Source organism: Enterocloster aldenensis (genome assembly GCF_003434055.1).
Taxonomy (GTDB): Bacteria; Bacillota; Clostridia; order Lachnospirales; family Lachnospiraceae; genus Enterocloster; species Enterocloster aldenensis.
Genome location: NZ_QVEX01000017.1, coordinates 41365 through 53775 on the forward strand (window position 1 = coordinate 41365; position 12411 = coordinate 53775).

Annotated in this window: 18 protein-coding genes; 1 reads left to right on the top strand and 17 read right to left on the bottom strand. The window is 47.9% G+C overall.

Features of this window, described 5'->3' with window-relative positions:
- The 11 genes from DWX59_RS23500 to DWX59_RS23550 all read right to left on the bottom strand — a co-directional run bounded on the left by DWX59_RS23500 (nucleotide 1) and on the right by DWX59_RS23550 (nucleotide 8323).
- Nucleotides 1-387: a head-tail connector protein gene (locus DWX59_RS23500; RefSeq protein ID WP_117562102.1), complete on the bottom strand. Its 387-nt coding sequence runs from the start codon at nucleotides 385-387 to the stop codon at nucleotides 1-3.
- 1 nt (nucleotide 388) lies between these two features.
- Nucleotides 389-673, bottom strand: coding sequence for a hypothetical protein (locus tag DWX59_RS23505; RefSeq protein WP_117562105.1), 285 nt, complete (start codon nucleotides 671-673; stop codon nucleotides 389-391).
- Between the two features lies 1 nt (nucleotide 674).
- Nucleotides 675-1577 (bottom strand): capsid protein, encoded by a 903-nt coding sequence (locus DWX59_RS23510; RefSeq protein ID WP_117562108.1) that lies wholly within the window; start codon nucleotides 1575-1577, stop codon nucleotides 675-677.
- 14 nt (nucleotides 1578-1591) lie between these two features.
- Complete coding sequence (locus DWX59_RS23515) at nucleotides 1592-2212, bottom strand: hypothetical protein (protein WP_235845162.1); 621 nt, start codon at nucleotides 2210-2212, stop codon at nucleotides 1592-1594.
- 147 nt (nucleotides 2213-2359) lie between these two features.
- Nucleotides 2360-2728, bottom strand: a complete 369-nt coding sequence (locus tag DWX59_RS23520) for a hypothetical protein (RefSeq protein WP_117562111.1) — start codon at nucleotides 2726-2728, stop codon at nucleotides 2360-2362.
- A gap of 66 nt (nucleotides 2729-2794) precedes the next feature.
- A complete protein-coding gene (locus DWX59_RS23525) occupies nucleotides 2795-2974 on the bottom strand; it encodes a hypothetical protein (RefSeq protein ID WP_117562113.1) in 180 nt (59 codons plus the stop codon).
- Complete coding sequence (locus DWX59_RS29460) at nucleotides 2974-4698, bottom strand: phage minor capsid protein (RefSeq protein WP_235845163.1); 1725 nt, start codon at nucleotides 4696-4698, stop codon at nucleotides 2974-2976. The genes DWX59_RS23525 and DWX59_RS29460 overlap by 1 nt, the downstream gene beginning before the upstream one ends.
- Nucleotides 4698-4853, bottom strand: coding sequence for a hypothetical protein (locus DWX59_RS29085; RefSeq protein WP_235845150.1), 156 nt, complete (start codon nucleotides 4851-4853; stop codon nucleotides 4698-4700). The genes DWX59_RS29460 and DWX59_RS29085 overlap by 1 nt, the downstream gene beginning before the upstream one ends.
- Nucleotides 4813-6435: a capsid protein gene (locus DWX59_RS23540; protein WP_117562118.1), complete on the bottom strand. Its 1623-nt coding sequence runs from the start codon at nucleotides 6433-6435 to the stop codon at nucleotides 4813-4815. Before DWX59_RS23540 ends, DWX59_RS29085 begins: the two co-directional genes overlap by 41 nt.
- Nucleotides 6432-7781 carry a terminase gene (locus DWX59_RS23545; RefSeq protein WP_117562120.1) on the bottom strand — a complete coding sequence of 450 codons (1350 nt, stop codon included), beginning with the start codon at nucleotides 7779-7781 and terminating at the stop codon, nucleotides 6432-6434. Before DWX59_RS23545 ends, DWX59_RS23540 begins: the two co-directional genes overlap by 4 nt.
- Nucleotides 7781-8323, bottom strand: a complete 543-nt coding sequence (locus DWX59_RS23550; RefSeq protein WP_117562123.1) for a terminase small subunit — start codon at nucleotides 8321-8323, stop codon at nucleotides 7781-7783. Before DWX59_RS23550 ends, DWX59_RS23545 begins: the two co-directional genes overlap by 1 nt.
- 499 nt (nucleotides 8324-8822) lie before the next feature.
- Here DWX59_RS23550 and DWX59_RS23555 point away from each other — a divergent pair, with 499 nt between their 5' ends.
- Nucleotides 8823-9014 (top strand): helix-turn-helix transcriptional regulator, encoded by a 192-nt coding sequence (locus DWX59_RS23555; protein WP_117562126.1) that lies wholly within the window; start codon nucleotides 8823-8825, stop codon nucleotides 9012-9014.
- A 61-nt stretch (nucleotides 9015-9075) separates the two neighbouring features.
- Here DWX59_RS23555 and DWX59_RS23560 read toward each other — a convergent pair whose 3' ends face one another.
- From DWX59_RS23560 to DWX59_RS28880, 6 genes are all read right to left on the bottom strand, one after another.
- Nucleotides 9076-9528, bottom strand: coding sequence for a hypothetical protein (locus DWX59_RS23560; protein ID WP_117562128.1), 453 nt, complete (start codon nucleotides 9526-9528; stop codon nucleotides 9076-9078).
- Between the two features lie 23 nt (nucleotides 9529-9551).
- Nucleotides 9552-10484: a hypothetical protein gene (locus DWX59_RS23565; protein WP_117562131.1), complete on the bottom strand. Its 933-nt coding sequence runs from the start codon at nucleotides 10482-10484 to the stop codon at nucleotides 9552-9554.
- 456 nt (nucleotides 10485-10940) lie between these two features.
- The gene (locus DWX59_RS23570) at nucleotides 10941-11399 is read right to left on the bottom strand and encodes a hypothetical protein (protein WP_117562271.1); all 459 of its coding nucleotides are present in this window, start codon (nucleotides 11397-11399) and stop codon (nucleotides 10941-10943) included.
- 111 nt (nucleotides 11400-11510) lie between these two features.
- On the bottom strand, nucleotides 11511-11690 hold the full coding sequence (locus tag DWX59_RS23575) for a hypothetical protein (protein WP_235845151.1): 180 nt from the start codon (nucleotides 11688-11690) through the stop codon (nucleotides 11511-11513).
- 163 nt (nucleotides 11691-11853) lie between these two features.
- Entirely contained in the window at nucleotides 11854-12123 is a 270-nt protein-coding gene (locus DWX59_RS23580) for a hypothetical protein (RefSeq protein WP_117562133.1), read from the bottom strand.
- A gap of 54 nt (nucleotides 12124-12177) precedes the next feature.
- On the bottom strand, nucleotides 12178-12330 hold the full coding sequence (locus DWX59_RS28880; RefSeq protein ID WP_166460288.1) for a hypothetical protein: 153 nt from the start codon (nucleotides 12328-12330) through the stop codon (nucleotides 12178-12180).
- Nucleotides 12331-12411: the final 81 nt, after the last annotated feature.

The following is a 12411-nucleotide window of genomic DNA, read 5'->3' on the forward strand; positions in this document are numbered from 1 at the left end:
TCACCTCGCTAACCGGCAGCACAGGCCTGTCTGGGACAGCAGGGCGTACACATCACGCTTCATGGCAACCCCCTTATCCGTGAAGACGTTCCAGGAACTGCCGAACTGTGCGGATACACCGTTGATGCTATAGCCCTGCAGGATGGTGTTAATCTCATCCGCATTTTCCCATTCAAAGTCTGCCTGCTGGCACACCACGTCCTGGATGACATCCTGCTGGAAGGCCGTCAGGTTGGAAAATCCCTGACCTACAATCCGGTTGTAGGTCAGGGAATCAATGTGACGGCTGGCCTGCTTAAGGGCCCTGTCCAGCTCATCCATGGGGATTACCGTCCCCTTGTATGCATCACAGTAGTATTCATATGTGACATAAGGTTCATAGGGCATGTCATTCACCCGCCTTTTTGCTCTCCGCTTTCCTTGCTGGCTGCTGGAGTGCAGCAATTTCTGCCTTCAGCGCCCCATTTTCGGCATCCCTCTCAGCCACAAGTGCCTGAAGGCGTTCGATTTCCTTGACTGCCTTCATATATTCGCTGAAAGCAATCTTCTTCTTCGGCGAATAATCCCGCACGTTCCCGTCATCATCGTAGATGTCGTATCCATCCTTCAGATAACGCTGTGCCTCCTGTTCGGTATTGATTGTATATACCTTGTTCTCCTTCTTTGCCTTCATCCTACTCACCTGCCTCCACGTTGATGATACACGCTTTCTTCAGTTCCTGGTCCAGCGCGAACGTGCCGTTGTAACGCCTGTTCTGGTACAGGTAGTTATCGGCCGTCCTGGAATCATGACCGGGCGTGTATGTGTTGATGTATGCATACTTCACGCGGGATACCTGGGCTTCCGGGTCCACCAGGACATAGTTGATTTGCTTACCGGTCGAATCCGCTTTGTATCCCTCTGTAAAGTCATAAGCTGTCTTAAACCGCTCCAGCGGCACCGTCCTGATTTCCCCCAGGTCATCCATGGAGTGTACCCGGCGGTCAATTCCGTTGCTGCCCCCATTCACCGCCATCACACGCTGGATGCCCTCTGCGTTCTTCAGTGTCTTGCGGTAAGCAGCCGTGCAGAACAGGATACAGCGGGACAGCGGCACCCCCAGGTCCTCAAACATCTCGCAGTTATCATCAAAGTCTGCCAGGATATTCGCTGTTGTGATGGGCGTTGTCCTGATGGTTGCACCCACCCTGGATGCCTCCGTATACAGCTTGGAGAACGTGTAGCAGTCCAGTTCCGGGATGGCCTGCCTTTTCTCAAACCGTGCCTGGATGTTGGCAATCGCAACAATCTGGTTGGTCTCATCCACGTCCATCGGGTCAACAAAAAACTCAATGTCACGGTCGTGGTCAAGGGACTTGGTCTCAAAATCATTGGAATAGTTACCGCTGTTGTACCCCAGCGTGTTGCGGTCATGGTCCTTGTACCCGCTCACGGACAGGCGCGGGAGCTTGATGTCCTTCGCCCCGACAATCTTGATATCCTCATTGGTGTGATACAGCGGGTCCGAAATCAACTCATGTCCATACATGTCAAGGATTCTTGTGTGGAACTGTGTAACATAACTTAATACTGCCATAATTGTCTAACCTCCTATTTTTTCTTTACCCCGAAGATACGGTCAAGTTCCGTGTCCACGGTCTGCTGCGTCTGGCCTCCGCTGGCTGCGCCCACCTGAATAAATCCAGTTGAGCCTGCCGCCTGGGGTTTCAGTGCCGGCACGTCCTCCAGCACCTTGTTCAGGGCTGCCTTAAGTGCCTCATCATTGATTTTCCCATCCTGCCCCGTGACCTGGCTTAAGTCAGCCATCTTAAGGACATAGGGAATCGTTTTAGTGTCAATCCCCAGTGATACCGCCGTCATGGTGGCTGCACTGTCAACCATGGCCTTCTGGGCAATGGCCTGGGCCTGGGTGAGCTGCTGCTGGATTGCGCCTATATCTGGCTGCTGTGCCGCCTTCTGCTGCTTGAATGCGGCAATCGCCTGCTCCATCTCTTCCTGACTGAGCCCCTGCTGCTTGAAGTAGGCTTTCAGAGCCGTATCCTCCTTAGCTGCCAGGGTTCCCTCCAGCATCTGCTGGATTTTGGCATAATCAATTATTGGTGATGCCGCCTGCTGGCTGGCCTGGGCTCCCTGCTGCTGGGTCTGTGCCCCTCCCTCGCCGCCTGCCCCGCCTGCGGGCTCTGCAAATAACTGTAAGTTCATTGGTAACATGTCTCTCATCGTCAATACCTCCATTTTAAGGGTGTCACCCTGTAATTTTTATTGCATCCATTGTCATCAGTGTCACTGGCCACGCAGCAGTTTTAAGCCATGCTCGTGTTTGGGCGTAAAAATAGCACCCAGGATAGTCCTGCGTGCTTAACATAATCTACAACCAGTCCGTTTCATGTCTCTCGTTACAGCCTTACTGATTTCGTCTACATCCAGATGTGCTGTAACATCCGTGGAAACTTTCGTCACGGCCGGCTCGTAAGTTGCAAGGAAGATATCCGGCTTACACGGATATATCTCCCCAGCTACACCACGGATAATGTAATCCCCCACACTGGCCTCACGTACACCTTCCAGAGTCCGAATCATGAATTTCACATCCGGTGTCCCTGCATTTTCAAACCACGCCATCTTGCTTTTGATAGCCTCGATAATCCATTCAGGGTCATCCTCCTGCTCTGGTCCTCCTGTCCACTGGAATGCCTCAATTACCACTGGTCTTTTCCTGTACTTCATTCTTGCTCCTTCCTGTTGCGATATCGCAACAAATAAAATACCACCGGCCATTACTGACTGGTGGTATTAAATATTCAACACATCGAACATATCTCGTTTTTCCGTTAAGCACTTTCTCAGAAGATTCACATACTCATCATGGTCTGAAATTTCTATCTCGATATCCCCATTTGGGTCATATCCAAATAGTTTCCTATACCCCTCCCTAAGCCTTAACAATTCTTCACTTTTGGGGCCATAATACATTACGTATCCACCTCCTTCAAAACGTTCAACACCTTTTCATACGTGCCTGGCAATAAATCCTTTAACATTTCTAAATCCTTTGGATGGTTCTGGTACAGGGACCTTCCAATCTGGGCCCACGCCTCGCGTTCCACGTTAAGCGGTATATCCCAATATCCCGGTTTATGATGCCCATATCCCATATCAATCTCACCGTAGGATAAACCATGCAGGATATCAGACAATCCTCGATGCTCCTCTTTTATAACCTTATTCCCCAGCTCCGTGATTTCAAATTCATCTGGATAAAGTGATTGTATCATACTCTCAATATCATTTCCATATCCAGCAGCCCGATTTATTAACAGTTCTGAATCTGCCTCCAGGGTATTAAGGAGTACCCGACCTCTTGATATACCGATTCTATCATCCATCTCATGAAACAACTCATGTGCAATGATCCTGTCGTCAGCGGAGCTCCCAACCATGACCATCTTTTTCGCTTCATCGTACCGGGAGTTCGGTTTATCCCACTTTCTCAACCCTACCCTGCTTAATGACTTTGAAAGGGTGTTCTTTACATTTTCATTAGGGTTGCTCTGGATTCCTTCTTCAAGGTTCTCATTTATGGATACCAATTCAGAATCTGGCTTAGTGAATATACCTTTAATCCTGTCAAATATATCACCTTCATACTTCCTATCCCACTCCTGTTTTTTCAACTTGTACTGCTTTTTATTGTCCTTATCCAAAGAATATTCCGCCAGCCGCCCATACTTCTCCGCCTGCCTCTTTGCATACTGCTGCTCAGCTTCCTGCTTATTGGCCTGACCGACCGCCTCCAGTTCCTTCTCAGTCCAGGCATCGTCCGTCGTGGAGATGCCGGGGAAGTAAGTCGTATGGCTGTCCTTGCATCTGGGGTGATACAGTCCGGCCTCAATGGCCTTACTCATTAGGGGATATGGACCGTCTGACTTCTTCCCGCCAGACCAGACATCATCAATCAGGACTTTGCCTACAAAAGGCAGGCACTTCGGACACGGGTTCCCACGTTTGGCCATGATGACCGTGGTAATTCCCCATTCCTGCCGCTTCTCACCCTCGCCCTGTAGATAGGCCCGCTTGGATGCCGTCCGGATGGCCATGTCGGCATAATCTGCCAAGGTGTGGCGGGCACCGTTGGCATACTCCACACAGTTCAGTCCCTTGGAAAGCATGTCCTTGGTAGCCATATCCACGGCCTTCTCATAAGTGCCTGCGCCGCTGTTTGCATAGACCTGGGCATTAAAGATGGCCTTCCGATACTGGTCGTTAGCCATGCGGAGAACTGCGGTCTCAGCCCGCTCCATGTCATTGGTAGTGGCCTTGATAAGCGCTTCCAGCTTACGGTCATTCAGCCGGAAGAACTCTGCAGTGGCTCCCTTGCTGATTTTCCTGGCCGGAAATCCTTTGCGTATTGCATTCAGAATCTTGATTTCCTGCTGCATGTTTCCGGTCTGCCTGGCCTGTCTGATAAGCTCACCCATCTCCTTGTTTAAGTCCCGGAACTGCTTTCCATACCGCTTTTGGTTGTCCTTCTTGTACTTTTCCAGAGCTTTCATCTGTTCCGTCTGCCACATGGACCACTCAATGCCCTCCTTCGTTTCCTCGGCCCGGTGCCGGTCCATGTTGCGTATCATAGACTTGATAAGCTCATCTTCAACGACTCGGAAAGCAGCTCCTATATCATACTCATTCAGGGCAATCACCTCCCATTTGCGTAGACCTTGTAACCGCCGGCCTTAAACTGCCGTATCAACGCCTTGAGCTGTGTGACGCTGCTACACCTATCACAGCGCAGCTCCGCATACCCCTGTTTCTCAATGGCGTAGATTCCCAGCGGGACCTGTTCCTTTGCCACCTGCAGCAGCCCCTGATACTCCTTCTGGCTCATCTGATATAGGCGGTTCATTACCTTGACTTTCATACGGTTCCCCTCCCTCTATGTTCAGCTGAAAGCCACCGGCAGCCGTACTAATCCCGGGTTCCTCCACTTCCGCAATGCCCTGCTCTGCCTTCAGCCGCGCTATCTCCTCCTGTTTCCACGCCTCGTCCTTACTGTCCCCATACAGTTCCTCCACCTGGGCCTCAATGCTCATCATGGGAGCACCGGGCCGGGCCTTGGCCAGGGTCTCCACCTGGCTCTCAAAGGATGGGTTGGCGTACTCGCCGAATGGGATGTCCACCTTAACCTCCTCAACCGGCTGTTTCAGGAGGATGTGATAGGCATTGATTGCCCCGCCGACCAGTTCCGGAAGTGTCTCCTGCAGGGCCTCCACGATGGCATTCCGGGTGTATAGGGTGGCCTTCTCCTTCTCGCGCTGGGCTTCGGCGTTATCCAGCTTTTTTACATCGATGCCCAAAGTGGACGGACTGATGACGCCCTGCAGGCAAAGGTCCAATGCCGTACAGTAGGATGCCAGGTAGCTGTCATGTGGGATGGCCGGCTGTTCCGTGTTGACCTTGTTATCGGCCTTTTCCGACATATCGTTATCAGACGCAAAATACCGGTTGTCAAATGGATTGGGCCGGATGACCTGACCTGTCTCCGGGTCATGCGGTACCAGACAGTCCGGTATGTACGTCCTGGCCCTTCCAGCCCTCAGGGCGTCCATCCACTGGGACCAGGCCTCGTCAAAGGCGTCAAAGCTGTCCAGTTTACCATCAAAGATACTGCCACCGCGTCCCTCATATTTGGTGGACTCATACACCTGCAGCGGCACGGCCAGGATGAGTGTGTCATCAAACTTCGTGTCCTTGATATCCTTTGTGGCATCGATGGCATCCAGGGATACTTGTGTATCCCCCTTGTATAGCTCATTCTTGATGTAGCCATATCCATAATGCTCATACAGGACATACTGCTGATACCCGGATTTGTAGGGGGTCTTGAAAACAACTTCCTTCACCCGGTCCCGGTTCCGGACAATCTCAACCCGCTCCCCCGGATACCACTCCAGGATTGGATACTCACTGACGGTCGTATCAACCGTGACCTTGAAGGCGCCGTCCCCGATGTACAGGACCTCCTTCAAGGCCTTCTCCATCTTACGGGTGAACTTATTATCCTTTGCAATGTCCTCCCACAGCTGCCGCTGCTGGTCATTGCCAGCAAAATCAAAATCATTCATGTCATCCAGGACAATGCCTGACAGGATGCGGATAATCAGCCCAGGCAGGCCGGTATGTATCTTGCGCATCTCCATACCCGGTGTGCACCTGCTGGCCCAGAACTTGTATCTGTCTGCATACTCCGGGGTCTGCTGGTACATCTGTTCCAGTTCGTTGCTGTCCCCGCGGTACCAGATGCGGTTCCGGATGGCGTTGGCCTCGAAGTCCAGGACCTCGTTAATCTGGATGCTGTTCCCGCTTGCCGGTACCACATTCAGCCAGCTGCGGATCCCCCGCTTGATTGTCTCATTCATGTTGTTCAGCCACCTCATTTCTTCTCAGCCTCCTCGAATCCAATCAGGTTCCTGTATGGTATCCATGCGTACTGATTGGCATTAATGGTATGGTCATTCCGGTCCTCGGGCTTGTCTTTCTCATCGTCCCAACTGTACCGGTCCAACTCGGAAAGATGCTCCACACAGGTATCCACCACCAGGTAACACCCCTGTTGTATCCAGCCCAGCTGCAGGTTGATACGGTCTATGATTTCCAGCTGCTTGTACGCATCCCAGAAGTTATATAGACAGCCTTTAAGCCGCTTGTATTTGCGTAACTCCGTGATGGTCGCCTGGTCCGCATTGTCTATGTACACATCCTTCGCGAATCCCCAGTCCCTGCGGCATTGCTCCAGGAAGGCCACAAACTTGACCGCCGTGTCACTGGGGGCCAATGGGATATCAAGCTTGGCGTTGTTGTAGACCTTCTCAGCCAGGGTGATAAGCTTCCTGTCCTCCGTGATGCCCTGGAATATCATTGCAATGGTATCCGGGGACTTGGATGAGTAGGACGTGTCCAAAGCGGCTGTGAACTTCTTGAATTTCAGCACCCTGGCCTGCTGGACTGTGATGACATGCTTGGACCGCTCAAAGTTGGAAAAAATAAGGCCGGTTGCCTTACCACGCAGACCCTGAATCTTATTCTTCCAGATTTTCGTACCCTTCGGGGTATTCGTCATTATCTGGTCCAGCTTCTCCTTGGACAATCCCAGGTTATGGACAAAAGAAAAGAACCAGTGTACCCAGCCGGGTTTTGGTTCCTCTTGTAATTCATCCATTATCTCTTTTGGCGTCTCTGCCTCCCATTCTGGCAGCGGCCTGGAACAGTTGATATAATCCTTGTAGACATCCAGGCCAGGGTCATCCGGATTAAGTGTAGCCATCAGATAATCACTTCTCATGGCAGCCTCACGGACAAACTCTATATCGGCCGTGTTGATTTCGTCAATATATAGACAGCCGTACTGGCCACCCAGGGCATCCTTCCACTTGCGTTTATTGCCATAGCCAACCACGAAAATAATCTTATCGCCGCCGGATGTGTGGAAGAGGATGTGAGGCATGTTATATCCACCGCCGCCGTTGCCCTTGTACTCTACCAGTACGCCAAAGTCATCCAGGATGCCCAGGTCCTTCTGGATGATGTTCTTTTCAGCGGCGCCTGTATCATCCGCAGCCAGGATGTGCAGCTTTTTGGGCGACTCGGCTACCTTGAGCATGAACTTGAACAGCCCCACAGTGGTCTTTCCGGCCGCCGTGGTGCCCTCCAGAAACTCCACAGGGGCATCACAACGGAGAAATGCCTTGTACTTGTCTGACAATAATAATCTCTCCGCACTCATTAGCCACCACCACGCATCTGCTGGAGCAGGTCATCTAGTTTAGTCTTTTCGGTATCCAGTCCACCAGACAGCTCCAGCTTGTCCTTAAACATGCCCAAGTGCCGGCCCAGGAGCTCCAGGGCCTTAAGCTTATCAGACAATTTATATTTTTTGATATATCCAACAAATTCCTTATCCTCTCCAGTCCCCTCATAAACGTCCATTACTTCTAAGCCGGCAATACACGCTGCCGTCTCATTATCCAGACCAGTAATATCCAGCGGTTTTCCGCTATCGTCAAACAGCTTCCTGATGTCGAAGAACCCCAATTTCGCCAGTTCCTTAAGAACCATGTCCTGGGTAATCTCTGTACGCTTCTCGCGTTCCTTCATACGTTCATCAATATAGGACGCTACGTTAGTATTTGTTAGTAATTTACTTCCATTTACCCTTGCGGACTCATCCTTCTTGACCTTCGGATATGCCACCTTGTAGGCCCTGGTGGCATTAAGGTCAATCAGGTATTCATCAGCAAATATCTTCTGTTTTGGCGTCAATGCCATCTGGCTCACCTACTTTCATACAATAAAATAGCACCTGCTGGTATCAGCAGATGCAATAAACTTATAAAATATCCATATTCCGCTTGACTAGCACGCAAATTCGTGCTATAATTATATTATCAAAGGAAAGGAGGAACGCAAATGAATGAATCGGTCAGTGAAATAATCAAAGACCTCTCAGAAGCACTACTCGCAATCGTCACCGCCATCTGCCTGATAGTAAAGACGAAACGAGATAGTAAATCCAAAAGGTCTAAGAAAAAGCGGAAGTAAGGTTTGGGGCTTCGGCCCCTTCCTTCTTCACATATAGTATACCACATTCATTTGCTGAAATAAATATGAAACTTTACTGTACAATATTGATAGTACTCACTGTACTTTTCCTCTATGAAGGGTTCAACGGTGAATTTGCCGCACCAACCCTGTTTGATTGGATTAAATGGGCTGCATGGCTTCTCTGCTCCATCACCTACGTCATATGCTCCAGGAGGAACAAACGATGCGATTAAAGGAAATACGAACTGAAAAAGGGTTATCTGTCCCAAAACTTGTTGAACTGTCCGGCGTTCCCCGTCGTACCATCCAGGACCTGGAGGCCCGGGGAGACGGCAGGGTATCAACGGCAATCAAACTGGCGGATGCTCTGGGCGTCACGCTGGATGAGCTCTGTAGGGATGAGGCGGCCGAATAGGCGGCCTTTCCTTTGTTTGTTTTGGGGTATGAAAAGAGCCGCTCGGAGGTGTCCCCTTTGTTCATTCCGGTACCTTGGAATTGAAAATTATTGAAAACAGAAAAAATAAACTAATTATCAATGATAACATAGTGGAAAATATTAAAAAAATCACAATTTTCAACAGTATCCGGTTAAAAGTGTTAAAACACATAACTAGTATTCCAAATGATGTTGCTCCAAAAAGTATTAATGATGTTATTGCATATGAAAACATTATTGTTTTCATATGCCCAGATTTATTTAATAGTTCTAAAAATGGACTATTGCCAATTGCTAATATTATTGATAGCGCAGTAACGATGAATCCTAACAAGGTTCCCCATATTCCTAACAAGGTTTTCACTATCTCTACCCAAATTTTACATTCTATTAAATATCCTATTGCATCCAATCTTAATAAAATAACATGACTAATTGCGATTGGGAGAATCAACGTTGAAACAAGAATTATAGTTACATCAATTTTCTTCATTTTTCCTCCCCCTCCCAAATCCATTAAGTAGGTTTCACAGCTTCTTCATAATAATCAATTATAATTTTATATGCTTCCTTTGAATCAATAACTTTTTTTAAAGTAGGAATAATTTCCTGTGTTGTTACTAATTTATCCTCCAACAAATTCACACTGTCTTTCATAATAGAACCCTGACTTACCTCAAAACTTTTTATGAAATCCCGATTTTCCCTTATAAAATTTTCCATTTCATCAATTGGAATAGGGCTATCGAAACCTCGTTTTCTTTTTGTTTTTCTTCGCTTTAAAGTAACTTCATAAGTATCGACCTCTGAAGGCATTCCACTTGCTGCAATAAGAAAAACAGACTTTTTAGCAGCCAACTTTGTTAGTACTTCAGGTGAATTTTGAACAGTTAATTTAAAAAGACTAAAGGGAACTCCTGTTGATAATTTTTTAATTGCATCGGCATTAAGACGATCTTTACATGATACATAGCTGATTTTTTCATATACTCTTGGCAAATACCATCTAATCGAAGTAGCCCTTGCGCCACTAAAATTAAACTCTGCTCCCATAATTCCACTTTCCGGAAAGATAACACAATGTGTAATTTCTGCTAATGTAAAATCGTTTTCCAAGTAGTCTGTTATTAGAGACAGAACACCATTTTCTTCAATAAATGGCATTGCGTCCGCCCGGCACCAAACCAACCTAAATCTAATAGGCTTTTCTTTCTCCACGAAATCAACGATAATATATAATTTGTCTCCACCGGCCATATCTGCTATTAGCTTCTTCCTATCAGCATCATCCTCCGACTCTTGTAATGTTTTTAAAAAATCAAACATTTTATAAAATATATTCTTCTGATTTTTCATACTAGTTAACGATGATTTGCCTGCTTCATCCTTTTGATTTCGTAATAAGGCTACATTATAGTAATAAAAGCTTCTCTTAATAGGTTTTGCCATATCGCTCTCCCCAATTCGACGTTTTTCTTACATTATATCACACGCCGAATGGAAAGAATATACAAATATCCCCCTCCCAATTCCACAAATCCCACAAAAACACATCCACATTTTCTCTTCGTAACCAAATTATAGAACACACGTTCGATAAAGTCAAATTAGAATATTTAATGAATATAAGCTGCTCATAATAAAAGGACACCCTATATCTAGGATGCCCTAATCGTATCTGGAAAACGTCATGGGGGATAAAACCAGATACCTCACCGCTTGTGTACCCTGCGGCATTGTCCGTTAATGTACAGGTCTGTCTTATGAGGGATTACACAAAAACCGGCTAATCAGCCACCAGGCTGTAACGCCTGGTGGCCGTTATTTGTGGGGAGGATGCTTCCGCCCTCTGGCTTCCGCATGATAGCATATTAGCACTTTTCACCCCAACATGAACCGACATTTTCAATTTTCCTTAAAAAATCTTTTATTTCGCTGCCAACAGCTGTCCTCCGTAAACTTCACCCGCCGTTTAGGGAACATCCGGTTCATGGCCTGCGCCACCTTCCACCAGGGAAGGCCGTCTATGTAATACAGACGGAACATGGTCCGCACCTCACTCTTCGGTATGCTCTGGATATATTCCTCCGCCTGGCAGGTCAGCTCCAGCAGTTCCGCCTCCTTACGTTCCAGAAGCTGCCTATACCGCTCCCTCAGCCGCTGCTTCCGGTAATGCTCCGGCACCGGGTATCCCGTGACCTTAATGCTGCCTATCGTCCCATCCCGCCTTGTGCCCTTCACCGTATCCGATACCTGATGCGGTTCCTTCAGGAACCTGTCCAGCTTCTGAATCCGCCGCCTTATGTCCTTTATCTCCTCTTTCATCTCGCAATACTGTATCAGCACCTCCTTGTCCATCGGCATCACCTCCTCCCGCGTCCAGGTACGGGCACGCCCAGCACCCGTATCGTATCCTGCCCTTATTGTTACGCTGGCCATCACAGCCCCCGCGCCCGTTGTCTATGTAGCACTGTCTCATAATACCGTATCACTCCCTTCCGTCGGCCGGCGCAGTCCCGGGTCCGGGCACAGGCTGGTATACATGTAAGCTGGCGCCGTCCGGATGCGCTCCCGGATGGCCCGGTCAAAGTCTGCCTGTTTGGCCTTGTTGGCATCCACCCGGCTGGCCTTGCGGCTCTTCTCACTTCGTTTCAATCTGCATCCATCTCCTCAAATTTCTTATACCAGTAACAAAACTTGCTGTGGTTCCTATGATATCTCCTGGCGTGGTACATTCCCAGCATGTAATATATGTGTGCGCATAAAGCGTACAATCTCGCACGAAACATTTCCCATCCTTCCCTCTCAAAATCTCAGTTTAGTTGTCTACCAGTTCATATGTCTTTTCGAAAATGTCTGGCTTACATGGATAAAATTCCCCGTTGATTCCCTTAATAATATAATCATACGGTCTGCATTCCATAATACCCTCAAGAGTCTTTATCATTATGCTACACATACTTCCTTCTCCATAAAAAACGTCCGGGTCATCTAACACTGGTTCCATCCCCATAAGTTCCTTCACATCTTCTATGTTTCCCGTCCACTGAATAGCTTCAATTACTACTGGTTTTTTTCTGTATTTCATCTCTACCTCTTTCTCCGGCACTTAGCCGGCAGCTAAATCTTAATACTACTGATATCAGTTTTGTTTAGTTGAAAATGCGATATTCACGCTCAATTCCTTATCTCCAAAAGTAAAAATCAAATCGACATTATCTGTATTATTTTCTGCACAATATTTCAACAAATCTGCTATATCATGCATAAATCCTTCTGAAAAATCTTTATCCATACATACCTCCCAAAATGTTAATTTTCCCATCCGAATCGCTCATGCCATTGTCGTTCTGGCGACAACGACTTAAATGCCGCC

What these genes read in the sequence shown, in the direction of transcription:
- DWX59_RS23500 (WP_117562102.1), bottom strand. Translation starts at nt 387, where the DNA reads ATGCCCTATGAACCTTATGTCACATATGAATACTACTGTGATGCATAC.
- DWX59_RS23505 (WP_117562105.1), bottom strand. Translation starts at nt 673, where the DNA reads ATGAAGGCAAAGAAGGAGAACAAGGTATATACAATCAATACCGAACAG.
- DWX59_RS23510 (WP_117562108.1), bottom strand. Translation starts at nt 1,577, where the DNA reads ATGGCAGTATTAAGTTATGTTACACAGTTCCACACAAGAATCCTTGAC.
- DWX59_RS23515 (WP_235845162.1), bottom strand. Translation starts at nt 2,212, where the DNA reads ATGTTACCAATGAACTTACAGTTATTTGCAGAGCCCGCAGGCGGGGCA.
- DWX59_RS23520 (WP_117562111.1), bottom strand. Translation starts at nt 2,728, where the DNA reads ATGAAGTACAGGAAAAGACCAGTGGTAATTGAGGCATTCCAGTGGACA.
- DWX59_RS23525 (WP_117562113.1), bottom strand. Translation starts at nt 2,974, where the DNA reads ATGTATTATGGCCCCAAAAGTGAAGAATTGTTAAGGCTTAGGGAGGGG.
- DWX59_RS23540 (WP_117562118.1), bottom strand. Translation starts at nt 6,435, where the DNA reads ATGAGGTGGCTGAACAACATGAATGAGACAATCAAGCGGGGGATCCGC.
- DWX59_RS23545 (WP_117562120.1), bottom strand. Translation starts at nt 7,781, where the DNA reads ATGAGTGCGGAGAGATTATTATTGTCAGACAAGTACAAGGCATTTCTC.
- DWX59_RS23550 (WP_117562123.1), bottom strand. Translation starts at nt 8,323, where the DNA reads ATGGCATTGACGCCAAAACAGAAGATATTTGCTGATGAATACCTGATT.
- DWX59_RS23555 (WP_117562126.1), top strand. Translation starts at nt 8,823, where the DNA reads ATGCGATTAAAGGAAATACGAACTGAAAAAGGGTTATCTGTCCCAAAA.
- DWX59_RS23560 (WP_117562128.1), bottom strand. Translation starts at nt 9,528, where the DNA reads ATGAAGAAAATTGATGTAACTATAATTCTTGTTTCAACGTTGATTCTC.
- DWX59_RS23565 (WP_117562131.1), bottom strand. Translation starts at nt 10,484, where the DNA reads ATGGCAAAACCTATTAAGAGAAGCTTTTATTACTATAATGTAGCCTTA.
- DWX59_RS23570 (WP_117562271.1), bottom strand. Translation starts at nt 11,399, where the DNA reads ATGCCGATGGACAAGGAGGTGCTGATACAGTATTGCGAGATGAAAGAG.
- DWX59_RS23580 (WP_117562133.1), bottom strand. Translation starts at nt 12,123, where the DNA reads ATGAAATACAGAAAAAAACCAGTAGTAATTGAAGCTATTCAGTGGACG.
- DWX59_RS28880 (WP_166460288.1), bottom strand. Translation starts at nt 12,330, where the DNA reads ATGGATAAAGATTTTTCAGAAGGATTTATGCATGATATAGCAGATTTG.